At 43.2% G+C, this 14749-nt stretch carries 13 protein-coding genes and 1 pseudogene; 1 reads left to right on the top strand and 13 read right to left on the bottom strand.

Features of this window, described 5'->3' with window-relative positions; translation table 11 throughout:
- The first annotated feature begins 190 nt into the window (after positions 1 to 190).
- Positions 191 to 835 (top strand): glutathione S-transferase family protein, encoded by a 645-nt coding sequence (locus tag J699_RS13485; protein ID WP_032866719.1) that lies wholly within the window; start codon positions 191 to 193, stop codon positions 833 to 835.
- Between the two features lie 75 nt (positions 836 to 910).
- On the opposite strand, the gene arsH is transcribed toward J699_RS13485, so the two are convergent.
- The 13 genes and pseudogenes from arsH to J699_RS13535 form a co-directional block, all read right to left on the bottom strand.
- Entirely contained in the window at positions 911 to 1615 is a 705-nt protein-coding gene (gene arsH, locus J699_RS13490; protein WP_032866717.1) for an arsenical resistance protein ArsH, read from the bottom strand.
- A 5-nt stretch (positions 1616 to 1620) separates the two neighbouring features.
- Positions 1621 to 2664 (bottom strand): ACR3 family arsenite efflux transporter, encoded by a 1044-nt coding sequence (gene arsB / locus J699_RS13495; RefSeq protein WP_032866715.1) that lies wholly within the window; start codon positions 2662 to 2664, stop codon positions 1621 to 1623.
- A 7-nt stretch (positions 2665 to 2671) separates the two neighbouring features.
- Positions 2672 to 3145, bottom strand: coding sequence for an arsenate reductase ArsC (locus tag J699_RS13500; RefSeq protein ID WP_032866713.1), 474 nt, complete (start codon positions 3143 to 3145; stop codon positions 2672 to 2674).
- A gap of 5 nt (positions 3146 to 3150) precedes the next feature.
- A complete protein-coding gene (locus J699_RS13505) occupies positions 3151 to 3474 on the bottom strand; it encodes an ArsR/SmtB family transcription factor (protein WP_032866711.1) in 324 nt (107 codons plus the stop codon).
- 347 nt (positions 3475 to 3821) lie between these two features.
- Positions 3822 to 4379 (bottom strand): lysozyme, encoded by a 558-nt coding sequence (locus J699_RS13510; RefSeq protein ID WP_032866709.1) that lies wholly within the window; start codon positions 4377 to 4379, stop codon positions 3822 to 3824.
- Between the two features lie 61 nt (positions 4380 to 4440).
- The gene (locus J699_RS0218570) at positions 4441 to 4716 is read right to left on the bottom strand and encodes a hypothetical protein (RefSeq protein ID WP_227556472.1); all 276 of its coding nucleotides are present in this window, start codon (positions 4714 to 4716) and stop codon (positions 4441 to 4443) included.
- The gene (locus J699_RS13515; protein WP_032866707.1) at positions 4706 to 4990 is read right to left on the bottom strand and encodes a holin; all 285 of its coding nucleotides are present in this window, start codon (positions 4988 to 4990) and stop codon (positions 4706 to 4708) included. The genes J699_RS0218570 and J699_RS13515 overlap by 11 nt, the downstream gene beginning before the upstream one ends.
- 387 nt (positions 4991 to 5377) lie before the next feature.
- Positions 5378 to 8486 (bottom strand): annotated as a pseudogene (locus J699_RS13520) (host specificity factor TipJ family phage tail protein); the annotation flags it as partial.
- On the bottom strand, positions 8479 to 8841 hold the full coding sequence (locus J699_RS0218565) for a hypothetical protein (protein ID WP_032866701.1): 363 nt from the start codon (positions 8839 to 8841) through the stop codon (positions 8479 to 8481). The pseudogene J699_RS13520 and the gene J699_RS0218565, both read right to left, overlap by 8 nt.
- Positions 8838 to 9344, bottom strand: coding sequence for a DUF1833 family protein (locus tag J699_RS13525; protein WP_005231296.1), 507 nt, complete (start codon positions 9342 to 9344; stop codon positions 8838 to 8840). Before J699_RS13525 ends, J699_RS0218565 begins: the two co-directional genes overlap by 4 nt.
- Positions 9344 to 9742 (bottom strand): hypothetical protein, encoded by a 399-nt coding sequence (locus J699_RS13530; RefSeq protein WP_032866697.1) that lies wholly within the window; start codon positions 9740 to 9742, stop codon positions 9344 to 9346. Before J699_RS13530 ends, J699_RS13525 begins: the two co-directional genes overlap by 1 nt.
- Before the next feature lie 64 nt (positions 9743 to 9806).
- The gene (locus J699_RS19485) at positions 9807 to 9965 is read right to left on the bottom strand and encodes a hypothetical protein (RefSeq protein ID WP_165569287.1); all 159 of its coding nucleotides are present in this window, start codon (positions 9963 to 9965) and stop codon (positions 9807 to 9809) included.
- Positions 9966 to 10212: 247 nt separating this feature from the next.
- On the bottom strand, positions 10213 to 14739 hold the full coding sequence (locus J699_RS13535) for a tape measure protein (protein WP_032882756.1): 4527 nt from the start codon (positions 14737 to 14739) through the stop codon (positions 10213 to 10215).
- Positions 14740 to 14749 lie beyond the last annotated feature (10 nt).

Here is a 14749-nt window from a genome sequence, read left to right as displayed (position 1 = left end):
GCAGTGCTAGAAGGTCAATATACATACTATCATTCTATATTTGAGAGTTTAATCAAACTTCCTAAGGACAACTCATGTTTAACTGTATGGCGTTACCACTCTGTCTAAGACCTTGCTACAGCAACAGCTAGCTCTACGATACGACTAGGACATGGGAAATTACCCATAAATTTTTAAAATTGGAATTATCATGATTACATTACATCACTTAAACCAATCACGCTCTTTTCGAATTTTGTGGTTACTTGAAGAAATTAAAGAACCTTATCAGTTGAAGTGCTATTACCGGGACTTAACCACGCATTTGGCTCCTGAGTCATTAAAAAAGATCCATCCTTTAGGAAAATCTCCCGTGATTGAGTGGGAAGGTAAAGTCATTGCAGAATCGGGTGCTATAGTAGAGTTATTAATTCAAAAGCTTGCCCCTCACCTAGCACCAGATATAAATGATGCTGCATATGCAGATTACCTACAATGGATTCATTTCGCTGAAAGCTCAGCCATGGTCCCATTTCTACTAAAAACTTTTAATGCGATAGAAATGAAACAGGGAACCAAATTGGCATTTCTAGAAGACTATGCTCAAGTTGAATTTGATAAAGTCTTTGGTTTTTTAAATAATTATCTAGAGAATAAAGAATTTTTAGTAGGCGATCGTTTAACTGGAGCAGACTTTATGATGGGATTCGGACTTCATGGCTTAATCCATAATATGGCCCAAGGTGAAAATTATCCACATCTTCAAAGCTATGTTGAACGTTTGAGCCTTCTTCCGAGTTGGAAAGCAGCAGAAAAGATTGAAAAAGATAGCCTAATCTTAAAAAACAAAAATTAAGGATAATTAAGAAAATTTGCAAAGAAATTAGCCAATGATAAAAGCCCTCCTCAGAGGGCTCGCGTCTATATCAGATCATATATTTTTTTGATTTACTCTTTTAGACAGCTCTTCTGCGGATTCTTTTCTCTCTGAATAACGATCGGTTAGATACTGGCTTTGCCCACGGGTAAGCAAGGTAAATTTATAAAGCTCCTCCATCACATCCACAATACGGTCATAATAAGAAGAGGCTTTCATACGTCCATCCTCTTCAAATTCCAAAAATGCTTTAGGAATTGAAGATTGGTTTGGAATCGTAATCATCCTCATCCAGCGCCCCAAAATACGCATCTGATTCACGCTATTAAATGATTGCGATCCCCCACTGACTTGCATCAATGCCAATGTTTTACCTTGAGTCGCACGAATTGCCCCGCCAGCAAGCGGAATCCAGTCAATTTGCGATTTAAAGATTGAGCTCATGGAACCATGGCGTTCAGGTGAGCACCACACCATCCCTTCAGACCAGGCGAGTAAAGCATGCAACTCTTTCACCTTTGGATGCTCAGTGTCCGCATCTTCAGGTAAAGGCAGACCTTTCGGATGAAAGATTTTTACTTCTGCACCAAACTTCTCCAAGATACGCCCGGCTTCCATCACTGCCAATCGGCTATATGAACGCTCGCGGTTAGAGCCATACAGCAGCAAAATACGTGCTGGATGATCCAGCTCTTTAGCTTGTACTTTTTCTAAAGTAGGTTGATCAAGAAGATTCATATCTACATTTGGGAGAGTCATAAAAATTACACCTCTTCTTTAAAAAACTTTTTTCTCAGCCACAAAGACACACTGACTAAAGCAATCAGCACAGGCACTTCAACCAATGGCCCAATTACCGTGGTAAAAGCGACTGGTGAAGCTAAACCAAAAGTTGCAATGGCGACAGCCAATGCTAATTCGAAGTTATTACCTGCAGCTGTAAAAGAAATTGCTGTTGTTTTAGCATAGTCATTCCCCATCCACCGGCTCATAAAGAAGCTAATAAAGAACATCACGATAAAGTAAATCGTCAATGGAATGGCAATACGCAGAACATCCATAGGTAAGCTCACCACATCGTTACCTTTTAAGCTAAACATCGCCACAATCGTGAACAATAAAGCTAACAAACTCAGTGGACTGATCTTAGGTAAGAAGACTTGTTGATACCAATCAAGACCTTTAGCTTTCACTAGAGTGAATCGCGTAATAAAGCCAAGGAAAAATGGAATGCCCAGATACACCAATACCGCATGGGTAATGGTCCAGAAATCGACATTGATCACTTGCCCCGCAACACCAAAATAAGGTGGTAGGAAGGTCAAGAACAACCATGCATACGTACTAAAAAATAAAATTTGGAAGATACTATTAAATGCTACTAATGCAGCTACATATTGGTTATCACCGCAGGCTAAACCATTCCACACCAAGACCATTGCAATACAGCGAGCTAACCCAATCAGGATTAGGCCCGTCATATATTCTGGATAGCTATGCAAAAAAATAATGGCTAATGCAAACATTAGTACTGGTGCTATCATCCAGTTCTGTACCAAAGACAAAGTTACGGTTTTTTTGTCTTTAAACACTTGTGGTAGGGCTGCATAATCTACTTTGGCTAACGGTGGATACATCATCAAAATCAAGCCAATCGCAATTGGAATATTGACTGAATCAACACTCATTTTATCCAAAGCGACGGAGGCTTGCGGAAAAAACACACCTATCGCAATCCCCAATGCCATGGCGATAAAAATCCATAGCGTGAGGTTACGATCTAGAAAGGACAATCTTTGCTGAGCCATGATGTTCTCATTCAATATCTGAGATGTGATTGATTGCAGAAATCAATTCAGGGCGTGTCATATTTGCTGTGTCCAGTGCGAAAAGAGCATCTAAGCGGCGGTTGATATGATCAACAGTAACTTGGAATGCTTTTAATTTTTCTTCTTTCGGCAAATCTAAATGTGAAGGATCAGCCAAGCCCCAATGTGCTTTGATCGCTCCGCCCAAATAAAGGGGACACGCTTCCTGAGCTGCTGAATCGCAAACAGTAATCACCACGTCAGGTTGATATTGTTCACAGTCATCAATTGTTTTGCTCCATAAACCATCTGTTGAAAGACCAAGATTTTCTAAAGTTTCTATGGTTAATGGATGTACTTGTCCTGATGGCTTACTTCCTGCACTGTATGCTTTCCACCCTTCAGGTGCACGACTGTTAAAAAGAACTTCTGACAGGATGCTACGGCAGCTGTTGCCTGTACATAGAAATAAAAATTTCATTGATATTACTCACATTGAATTGATATTGACGAAATAACATTTTGACTGTTAATAGCTTCATCATTTTGATTTGCAATAATATTTAAAACAGATTTAGCCCATTCAGGGAGATCTGGATTTAAACTGTAATACACCCATTGCCCTTTTCTTTCGTCTAGCAATACGGAAAGATTTCTTAATAGTGCCAAGTGCCGAGAAATTTTAGGTTGATTCAGTTCAAGTTGTTCTGTGAGCTCACAGACACAAATACTGTTTTTAGCAAGAACCAACCTCAAGATATCCAAACGAGTTTGATCTGAAAGACATTTGAAGAAATCGGTTTGATCCATTTTCTAGCTCAACTTAGTATTATTATTTAAATATACGCATATCCGCATATACATACAAGAAGTTTATATTGATAATTGTTTTTTTATAAAAATGCCAATCCGTTAAAATTGGCATTTTTTTGGTTTATATGTTTTTCAACAACTTATGTTGTCGATCGTTAACCAGTATCTCAGATGCAGACAAGTTGGCCACAAATTAAAAATGGAACATAATGCCAATCAAAGCGCTTTCACACAAATACCAACGTGTATGTTGTTATTGATCGTATGCGCCGTGCATCCTGACAAAAGTATCAATACCGCAAGGCTCAGAACCAAGGAAACTGGCGAACGCTTGCAGCGATAAATTACTTTTTTAAGAAGAGCTCTCGCTCTGCAGCACGTCGACGGACCAAGCCCTTCATTACCTGCCCACCACCTTTATTCCAACGTGGGAACTGGTCAGTTGCACCAAAATAATCGCCCTTGTTCAGTTTGGCCAACAAAGTTGAATCTTTAAATGCCTGCTCACCAATGTTGTAAGTTAGGCTGACCAATGCATCAAACTGGTTTTGATTAATGGATACCTTCACACTTTGATTTACTGCTTTCTCAAAACGGTTTAAGTCATGCGCAAAATATTCCTTGGCTTGGCCTAAGGTACAGGTATCTCCTTGCTTTACCTTTACGCCGTTTGGATACACCGTGGTACCATAGCCGATCGTCCAGACACCAACACCATCATCATAAGCATCAAGTTTCAAATCTTCAAAACTAACAATCAAATTAATACCAACCTGACTTGTGGTCTTTCCTTTTGAAGAAGCAAGACCATCAACCACTTTGTTTAAGTCATCCACCTGAACCTGTGTTAGTTTACCGCCAGCCAATTTACGTGCTTCATCAAAAAAAGGTTTTCTATTCATTTCACTTTCCTATAGGTGTAAAAAAACCGCCCTTAGGCGGTCACGTTGATTCAAAACTAAATTACTGATTTGGCCTGTCTTTATCTTTCGGCAAGGTAAGTAATCCATTAGGTGTAGGTAATGGTTCTACAGTTTCAACTTCTTTCCTCTGCTTATCACTTGAACCGAAGTAGAAAGCGACAACAGTTCCAGACCATCCCAAAATCGCACCCAGAGCGACGTTAATGAGGTCACGGTTCTTATCCGGTACCTCTATAAAGAAAAGCCCCACAACACAAAGCAGTGACATTGCTATCGCAGCAAAGGCCAAATAAGTTCGGGTGTTTTCACTTTTCATCAAAATCCCCTTTTATCCGTTCTTTCGTTTGTTCATATTGCTTCATACGCAACTGGTGAATTTCATCGGCACGCTGATTCTCTTTACGTTTGTAATAAAGATTTAAAATGAATGTTGCCACGGCCACTACAACACCAAGTACCGCCATCCAGTCAATTGAAGCCCACCAAGACACCACGCTCACCCCTGCACTTGTGTATGTTGTATAACTAAATTTGGTTGCGGTCGCGGCTGCATTTGCTGCAGCCTCAACAGCCCCCTGTTTTTCTGTCATGTCGTTCTCCAGAAATTTTGACAATAAAAAAGCACCCGTTTGGGTGCTTATAAAAGATTTAAGACTGTTAGAGTGTTTGTAGGATTTGTCCTCCATTGATTATCTGCAGGGTCAGCAACGGTGCACCAATAATGGCCGGTCCACCTGGTCCAGGTAACCCAGCAAAAGTCCCGTGATATCTCCATCCATATGTATCACTACTTACCGCTGCGGTACCAACTCCCCCCCATACTCCACCATAGCCAGATAGAGGTGTGCCTTCATCCTTATCCTGCTTGCGATACCCTTGACCAGGTACTGTCAGCGTGGCGTCACTAACTCTATTGACAATATAATTGTTCTCAAAAAATGCCCTGAATTGAGGTACTTCTTGAGCAACTGGAACATAACTCAGGACCCTTCCAAATGGGGCACCACCACCGCCAGGAACACCTTGAATCGCGTAGTTGTATTTGGTACTAATTCCACTTGGCGTAGCTCCACCACCAGAACCACCACGCGCAACAATGCCGCCATCGATGATCAGGTTCACTTTGCTGTGACGCACCAATAACCCTGGTGCACCAGCATGTCCATCACGACGAGTTTTAGTAAATGCATTCTCGTAATCACTCTCACCAAAATATGCCGCATGAGCAATACCACCATCACCACCACGGCCGATAGCAGTTCCTTTAATAGTTAGATTCACAACCAGATCAGGTGGAAATTCACCTGTATCAATAGCAGGAATTTCTGGCATTTCGCCTGCAACGTATTTAATTGAAGGTCGATTACTCCAATGTCTAAAGATAAGCTCGGTTAATGGTCGAAACGAACTTGAGCTTAAAATCAATACACCAGGCTCAACCACAAAATTGATTTCTCCAAATGCTGGCAGTTCTCCTCTTTGCATCTGATATAGACGAGCCAGATTGATATCAAGCTGGTCATAACGGATATAAATTGGAGTTGTATCTGGAGGCAATTCGTTGAAATCCTTGTCGTTCATGTAATAGCGTTCATCGTAGTTGATGGCGGTGATTTTATTGCTTGTCTTGCCTACAGGTTCTTTCTTGGCCACCAGATAAGGCAACGAGCCTTTAGTATCATCACTCACCACGATATAAGTCGTGTTGATGTAATCCTCTGGATTGAGCTTGAGTGGACTATTCGGCAGACGCCCTAACACGACTTTGTTTGAAGCAGCACCTGCAGTCACAGGAATCAGGTCCACGCTGCCATCACTCATCTGCAGATAAATCACATAGCTTTTGTCTGCAATGAATTCCACATCATGACTGAGAGTGAGGATTAAACCCTCTTGCTGCAGCACATCCCCGCTGCGGTGAATACCATTGCGATAATCCGCCACTGCAATCCGGTCACGTAGAACCAGCAATTCAGACTCGGATGCCGCATCAAAAGTGATGGATCGACGCTGGAAGCGCATCTTGTTCCACAGTCGGTATGCATTAAAGTGTGCTTGCCACTTGTTACGTACACCGACCGATTTCACCACTTTAGGATTCTTGGCGCTCTTGTCTGGCAAATAGATATTGATACGGCTATCGTCAGCAGGATCCGTATATTCATAGATCAGGCCGTCGTAGTCATCCATCACACCAAAGCTCAGATCCCTTTGATAAGTTTCTGGATAAATATTCCTGAAGTTAAACAACAGTACCGAGTTATCCGTAGGTCGCTCAAAATACAGCTTGAGCTTGTTGTTCTGGCGATAGGCCGTACACCCTACTGCGTCACAAACGTTGGTGACCAGTTCTTCAAAGGAAAGGTTGGTATCATCAATGGTTGCACAGAACTCTGCGGCCAGCGGTGTACCGAAGTAATCCACGATCTCAAAGTAAGTTCGATAGATATTTTCCAGATCCAGCTCGTCAACCGTACGGCGACCAATCTTGTCATCCAATGCCATCGATACCAGGGCATCTGCAAAGCTTGAAGTTGGAAAGACCTCCTTGGTCATTTCGCCATTCTGGTAAAAAGGTAGCATCCGTTGCAGATCAAAGTTGATCTTGCGGGTCTTGACCGAGAGTGCACCAGTAGTGGCATAGGTTCGAGCACGAAAAACAGTTTCACTGTGGTACCGCGTGCTTTGTAATGGAAACGCTCCGTAAAGAGCTTGCCACTTCACCTCATCCACGACACTTGGTGCATTGATTGCGCCAGTCACCCGACGTGCACGGACACTGCAACGCCCTTGGAAAGTGGTCATATCCAGCGTGACACCCACAGTCTGACGCGACTTTGAAGATCCTTTCATGGTAATGCGCTGGAACATTGGATTACCCAATGGCTCACCATTCACATTAATCGGTGTCACTTCCACTTCAAGTTCAACATCCAATGCACCTTGAATGTTGCCGTTGAAAATAGCGTAAAGCCCATTGGTCGCCACAAAGTTACACAGCACCCGGTTACGCTCAACATTGTCCAGAACAAATGGCCCGATCCATTTCTCACCTATCGATGCAAGTCGTGGTGATAACTCAGCTGTTTTCTGGGTTTCCAGCTCTTTCAGGATCCACCAGCCTGGATTGACTGCGGCTGGATTGGATAAGGTCATCCGGTCATTTGCAACAGACAAAACACTGTAGACACCATCCAAATGATAAAACTGGTTATTGAACCAGAAACCGCTATTGGTGATTTCTACCCGATCATTACTAACAAACTTGGTAGTTAAATCCGTAAGATTAGATGCAGATCTTAAGATTTCATTCGGATAACCAAATCTTAGATGGTTGGTACCTTCTAGTACTTGTGTATCTGCAGAGCGCAGGATCTGGCCATTGACCGAGTTTTGTTGCTGTACAGATAAAGGTAGTGTTGTAATCTCACTGCCTAAAAAGAAATACGGATTGCCAGTTACAATATCGACATCTGGGCTATACACCTCGATCGATGCGCCGGCAATATCAACAATATTGGTTTCACCGTCATACGCCCCATTGATGTGATAGTGTCCACGGCCAATACATCCGACTATGTGCTCAACTTCGACGTTGTTCTCGTACACTTTGTAAGGCACAGCGATCAGGTCAGGTGTGTCGTTTGCAGCACCGTATAGATCCACAATACGGCCATTTACCCGCATCTTGTTCTCACGGCTTGAAAGCTCATTGTTGGCCGATGAGGACTGATTGTTATTCTGGTTGGTCTGAGCGATCGACGGCGTTGGCATCAGCAATGCAACGGCAAGGCCAACGACTAATGAAACGACTGCAGCAACCAATGCGGGGATCCCTTTCGGATTCTCGATCACAATGAATGTGCCAGGAAGAAAATCGAGCTGCTTCAAGTCATGGGCATTTTTCGGTGTGACCTCATTGGCCATTGAAATTTCCGCATGCTCCATATCACTCGGATTGTGAAAGATACGCAGGTGCTCAGGCATATACTCATATTTTGCTGTGAGCCATTGGCCAATTGTGGACGCATGCTCAATCACTTTCTTTTCAGATAAAGGATCCTGTTTATAAATAATCTTAATCATAGTAACTGACTCGATTAAACCCCATTGCCATAACAACTTGTTCAGATAAATAAGACACTCCACTTTCCATCAGGTGCAAAACCTTACCCCCACGAAAAAGCCCCACATGCGGGGGCTTGTTTCTTAGTCTTGGGTGGAAGGCGACGATGCAGCCTTCCTTGGGCATGGGCAGCGGATTTAGTAGCTTTATTCTGGATGGCTTGAATTCAATACTGCCCTTGGGTTGCATGAACAGCTCCAATGCTTCCCCTCGATCTATGCCGTACAGATCCATTGCAGCTTCATGCGCAAAGTGGACACAGTTATAACGTTCCTGATTATATTGCCGATCAAGTAAATGATCATGACCTTTCATAACGCCCCCTTCAGACCGGTGAAGCGATCCAGTGAGAAGATGTCGCCAGTTTTGGCGGTATTCAGTCGCGGTGACTCAGCTTTAAATGTTACCGCCTTGTGGTCCATGGCCACGCCTGACAGTTGCAGACCAAGCAGGTAGTACATCGGTGTATTGAGATTGTCCGAGCTGTACAGCCGGTAATTAACGGTTGGCTTAATATCTGGATACTGCCCTTCCATCACCCGCTCAAACTCATCCGGCAGCACATCACCCAAGCCTGATATTGAAATCGTTAAGGACTGGTCCAGATCCCCCAGCATGCCTGAGCGCTGGATCTCGGCAGGCAAATACTCATAGAATAGCTGGCTGTCATTCTCCTTGTGCCGGACATAAACACCCTGATCATCATTACGTACAACTCGATAAGTATTGATGAATGACGGATGTGTCAGCTCGATACACTCCAGCTGATAAATATCGACTGTACGATTAAGAAAGAACTTTGCATATTCCTGATCCATCACACCACCCAGTCTTTAATTAAGGCCTGATCAGCAGCCAAGTCCTTCTGATTCTGTACAACCTCAAGCTGGGCATTTACCCGGTATAGATTGCCGTTGACCTCACTGGTTTTGAAAGTACCTGGCATGAAGTTGCACAGGTATTGCTGACGTGTACCCTGATCGATCACCAGATCCACATAGAATGATGCAGGCTGACTTTGGTAAACACGCCAGAAAGCCATCATTTTATTGAAGTCTGATTTGCTTAAGCTCCAGTTCACATCGACTAAGTGGCTATTACGCTTTACATCGATGTAATAGCGGCCACGTCCACCATCAAACTGCTGGCGCTTCACATCATCACCTGGTGTCACGCCATAGCCACTCTTTTGAGGATTAAGTTTTAACTTGTACATAACTTTCCTTCAGGCAATAAAAAACCGACCATTTTTAGGTCGGTTTAAGTTTTAAATTGAACTTTTATTTTAACAACCATATTACATATCCTGCTGCTGCGACTAATACAGCAAGTGCTAAAATGATTAACGCTATACTTTGCAATTTACCAACAAAATCTGCACCAGATTCGCTCATTTTACCATCTACCTTTAACTGTGAATTTGTTGTATGCTTATTCATAGAAATACTTCTCCTTATCTTTGCTCGATTGAGATGTATTAAAAAACCTCAGTGCACCACCACTGGGGTTTTTGCTTTTGTGATGATTCTAAATTGCTATGGAATCTGATACATCCGTCGGTTTTTCCGCATAAAAAAAGAGCCACCCGTAGGCAGCTCGTTCATTGTATGGTTGGTTGGCTAGTGATAGAAGGTGGCAGCGTGATGTGCTGTCAACAGGTGCTGCCACTTATACGTATGTATCTAATTAACGATTGCGCCGTGCTGTTGTGTTGGTTGAAATGGCCCTACTAATTGATGAGTTAGGTTCCTTGATTTGATCACTCACAAGTTTTGGCACCTCGCGTGGAAGCGTCCTATCCAATTCATCTTTTACAATCAATCGAACAGTATTCTCATCCAGTTGCTCTGCTTCGACCGTTGCACCTTTCACCTGATTCACCACTTCAATTTTAAAGTTGATCGTGGGTGCAGTTGGTTGAACTGAAGCTAGCGCCTCAGCCTGTGGCCGTGCAGATCTGCCCAGAGTGAAGTCATAGACATCCTCAAGATTAGATCGATCCTGAACTAAACCATTCGGTGAGAAATACACTTTTCCGTCATGGTACAGATCCGAACCGGTAGTGATCTTAGAAGACTCTTTAGCTTGGTTAGCCTTATAGATAATCTGGCCATCTCCAAATTGATTGAAGATGTTTGATTTCGTCTGGCTTTCCATAAAGGCATTAGAGCTCATCAGTGCACGGCGCATAATATTGTCTGCTGAGACGTTGTTATTGAGGAATGCTTCAGGGTTCGCACTCTTACGCATACTCTCAACTAAATTGACACCACCCCAGCGTTTAATATCATCCTTTGACCATACGATCTCATCCCTGTGAACGATACCAGCAGGTTCGTATTTACCACCTTTGCCCGTGTAACCGCCGTTAGCGAAGCCTTGGTCCTTGATTGCACGGATATTACCGATAATGCTTGCACCTTGAGCAATCGCCCCTGCAATTAATGGCAAGTTTTGAGGAAAACCAACCTTGGCAGCTTGAGCAATGTTCTGTTGAATCGCAATACCGGCTGCTGCGATCGCATAGGCTTTATCTGCAGCAAACATGATCTTGTAGGCCTTGGATTGCTCACCGAACATAGAACCAAACATCGATGTTTCTGAACCAATCATTTGCCCACCGAGAGCAATTTGAGCATTCAATCTATCTTGTTGGTACTTATCTTCAATCTCTTGGGCATTTTGAGCATATTCATCATAGATGATATTGCGTTGCTCAAGAGCGGCTTGCATGATCGCTGTTTTCTGATCCTCAAAATCTTGCTGTGTTAAAAGACCGGCCTGGAGTTTGGAGTTGATATCCTCAATACCGCTCTGCTCGCTATAGTCCACCGCTGCTGACTTGCTATCAAACAGATCCTGAGCTGCACCAAGGCGGCTAAACCGGTCTTGATCCTGTCTATAGAAATCACCATAGCCATTCATATCAGCCTGGATACTCCCCCAGTTCTGAACAGCACCGGTAATCTTGTCATGCACCTCCTTTTCCTGATTGGCTTTGGAGAACGTAATCAGTTTTTGGCGCTCTTCAATACTCAGCTTGGTATTTTTTAAAATTTCCTCCCGTTCTAATCGATATCGTTCCTGCATAGCTTCAGTTTCAGACAACAAGGCTAATTTAGCCTGAAACATGCGCTGTTCTTGTGCCAGTTTCATCAACCCCAGTTCTTGCTGATATTGTTGCTCCAGCAATTCAACAGCCTGTTTCTGTCCTGCCTTGCTTAACTCAATGTCATGAGCGGCATTGAACTTTTTACGGGCAAAACTTTCTTCAAGCAACTCAGCTTCAGTTTTTTGGAACTCCTTATAGTCATCCAGTTTGGTACGTAAAGCCTGTTGAGCGATCGCAATATCATTGTCTGCACGAGCTTTAAGTTCGGCAACAATCTCCGCTTTACGTTCAGGACTAAAGTTGGCTTTATCAACCTCCTCTAATTTTTGAGTCAGATCATTGCGGATCTTAGTTTGTTGATCTGCAACTTCATTCTCCAGTTGAATCCGTAAACGTGCCTGCTCTTCAGCCATTTTGGCGTCATCTTGAAGCATTTTTGAAAAATCTGTTGATGAAATATCACCAGCAGAATATCCATTGATTCCTGCCATATAGCCCTGAAAGTCTTTCCAGTATTGATTGTTATATTTACCAATACCTTTACCCTTCTGAACGTTGCCTTCACCAGCATGATAAGCACGTACAGCCTTTTCCAGATCACCTTTAAACAGTTTGAGTAGGTAAGACATATACTTACCCGCACCCTCAGCAGACTGAGCCAGATCAGTTCGATCTTTAACGCCGTATTGTTTGGCGGTACCGGATAAGAACTGGAAACCTCCCGTTGCGCCGGTATCTTTGTTATATGCTTTGGCGTTACCTCTGGATTCGATCATGTGAATCGCAGATAGTGTTCCTGCAGGTAGTCTGTATTTAGACTCAATGTTGGAAAAACCAAACTTTGCTGCATTGGCCTGAACCTTGGCATTTACAGAGAGAATTTTCTGTTGTTTAGACAACTCATCTGTTGTTTCCTTTAATGCCTTATTTTTAGCCTCTATAACCTGGTTATTTTTCTCCTCAATGGCTTGAACTCTCAACGCTGCCTGATACATCTCAGTGGTAATCTGAACTCCATTTTTTCGAGCCCAGTTTGCCAAATCTAACAATGCCTTTACTTGCGCTGGAGTGTAGTTCTTGGCAAGTAATCTCTGTGATAGTTGGGCATCAAAATCACGATCAAACAATGAATCGGCATATTTCTTTTGAGCATCTTTTGCAGCCAAAGCAGCCTTTTCATTTTCAGTTAATGACTTGGTATTTTTATCAAGACCAACGATCGCATTTTCAGCTTTATTACCTGCAAGTGTTACTTCAATCCCAAACAAACTATAGGTTTTTTTGGTTTTGTTGGCAGTTTCAGCTGCTACATCATAGGCGCTTACTTGTTTAAGCAATGCATCCCTGAGATCTGAAGGGATTCTCTGATCCTTCAGTTGCTCTATCGCTTCAGTATATGAAATGGTTCCAAGACGGGCCTTATTTGAAATATCGGTAACTTTTACATTACCCAGTGCATAGTTTTGAATGGCAATTAATGCTGATGCGACCGCCTGCTCTTGTTGCTTCAGCTTCTTGTTTTGATCATCCAGCGTTGCAGCCAGATCAGCAAGCTTCTCTTTACGCTGCTCCTCACCCAGTGCCTTGATTTCATCTTTAGTTAACTTTGCAGCCTCAGCTTGCTCTTTTAACCTTGCCGTCGCTTCCTCTGCCTTACCATTGAAATAAGAGTAAGCTGCAGTCAAACCGGCTACGCCTAAAGTAATTGCACCTATTGGTCCACCAATTAAGGCAAAAGCCCTACTCGCCAATCTTCCCGCATTGATGGATGCAGCCGTAAGACGTCCTTGCGCTGCTGTTTGCGCATTCGTAGCCGCAGTGACGGCAGCTTGAGCCTGAGCATAACGTGCTGCCGCTGCCGTAGCGCCGTATTTAGCCTGTGCTTCAGCATTGGTCGCTTGAACATTTGCAAGATGCGCTTTTGCCGCGTTAAGCGTAGCAGTTGCTTCCGTAACCTCTGCCTGAGCATTTGCAACAGATGCCTGACGACTGCGGATCGTTGAGATAATCCCAGTATCAGTAGCAACAGTTTTAGCAATAATTGTCTTGGTTAAATAAGCAAGACCGCCCGCCATTGCAGCGTTCATCACAATATCAATATTATCGGCGAGCAATCCTAAACCTGCTGCTGCAGTATTGGTTGCACCCGTACTCTGATTGATTTCACCAAGTAGCTTTGTCACGGCGTTTGACAATGTGGTCAGTCCATCAGCCAGACTATTCTCCATCGCATCCGCTAATTCCTGATTTGAGTCTCTGGTGGCTTTTAATGTCTTGATCAGATCTTCTAAAGAGATTTTGCCAGTCGCGCCTAGCTCACGAATTTGTACTTCTGTCTTGCCTGTGGTTTTGGCCATATCGGCAATAATATTGTCTGCAGCGGTAACAATCGAGATCCATGCATCAGCATCAATTTTGCCTTTGGCCATAGATTTTGAAAATGCATCAATTGCAGATTGCGCCTGATCCGCACGTGCTGCATTTGCCGTAAATGAAAAGGAAAGTGAGTCAGACACATCCAAGGTATCATTGGTTGCGTAACCTAAGGCTTTCATCCCACCAGCCAAGCCTAAATAAACCTCCTGCGCTTCACCTAAGGCACGGTAAGTGCTTTTTGTAGACGTATATAGACGCTCCTGAACAAGATCAAACTCAGCAGCACTATCTGTTGCATTACGAATACGTGCGGCCATCTGAGTCGCACCATCAGCTCTGGCAATTGCCTCATTTACAGTAACCAACCCCACCATAAAACCAGCCAAGGCTTTAATCGATGCTCCATAGGAATGAATCGACTTTTCCTGTTTATCCAGTTCCTGCGATGTATTTTTAATTTCCTGTGAAAACTTTTGGTTCTGCTGAGTTGCCTGCTTGGTGACTTCAACCGTTTTTTGTACGGATGAGTTTGCATTGTTTACCGTGGTATTAAAGTTCTGGACAATGTTATTGGTAACAGAAAACTGTTTACCCATATCCTTAGTTGACTGTGATGCTGAATCGCCACGCTCAGTAATTCTAGACATTTCATCAGCCAAGGCTTTGGCATTGCGTTCAGCATTTTGTGAGTCAATTACGATAACTAAGCGGGATTCTTGCGTCATGTTTACTTTC

The organism is Acinetobacter sp. 1000160 (assembly GCF_000588715.1).
GTDB lineage: Bacteria > Pseudomonadota > Gammaproteobacteria > Pseudomonadales > Moraxellaceae > Acinetobacter > Acinetobacter courvalinii.
This window is presented reverse-complemented; position numbering and strand designations above follow the sequence as displayed.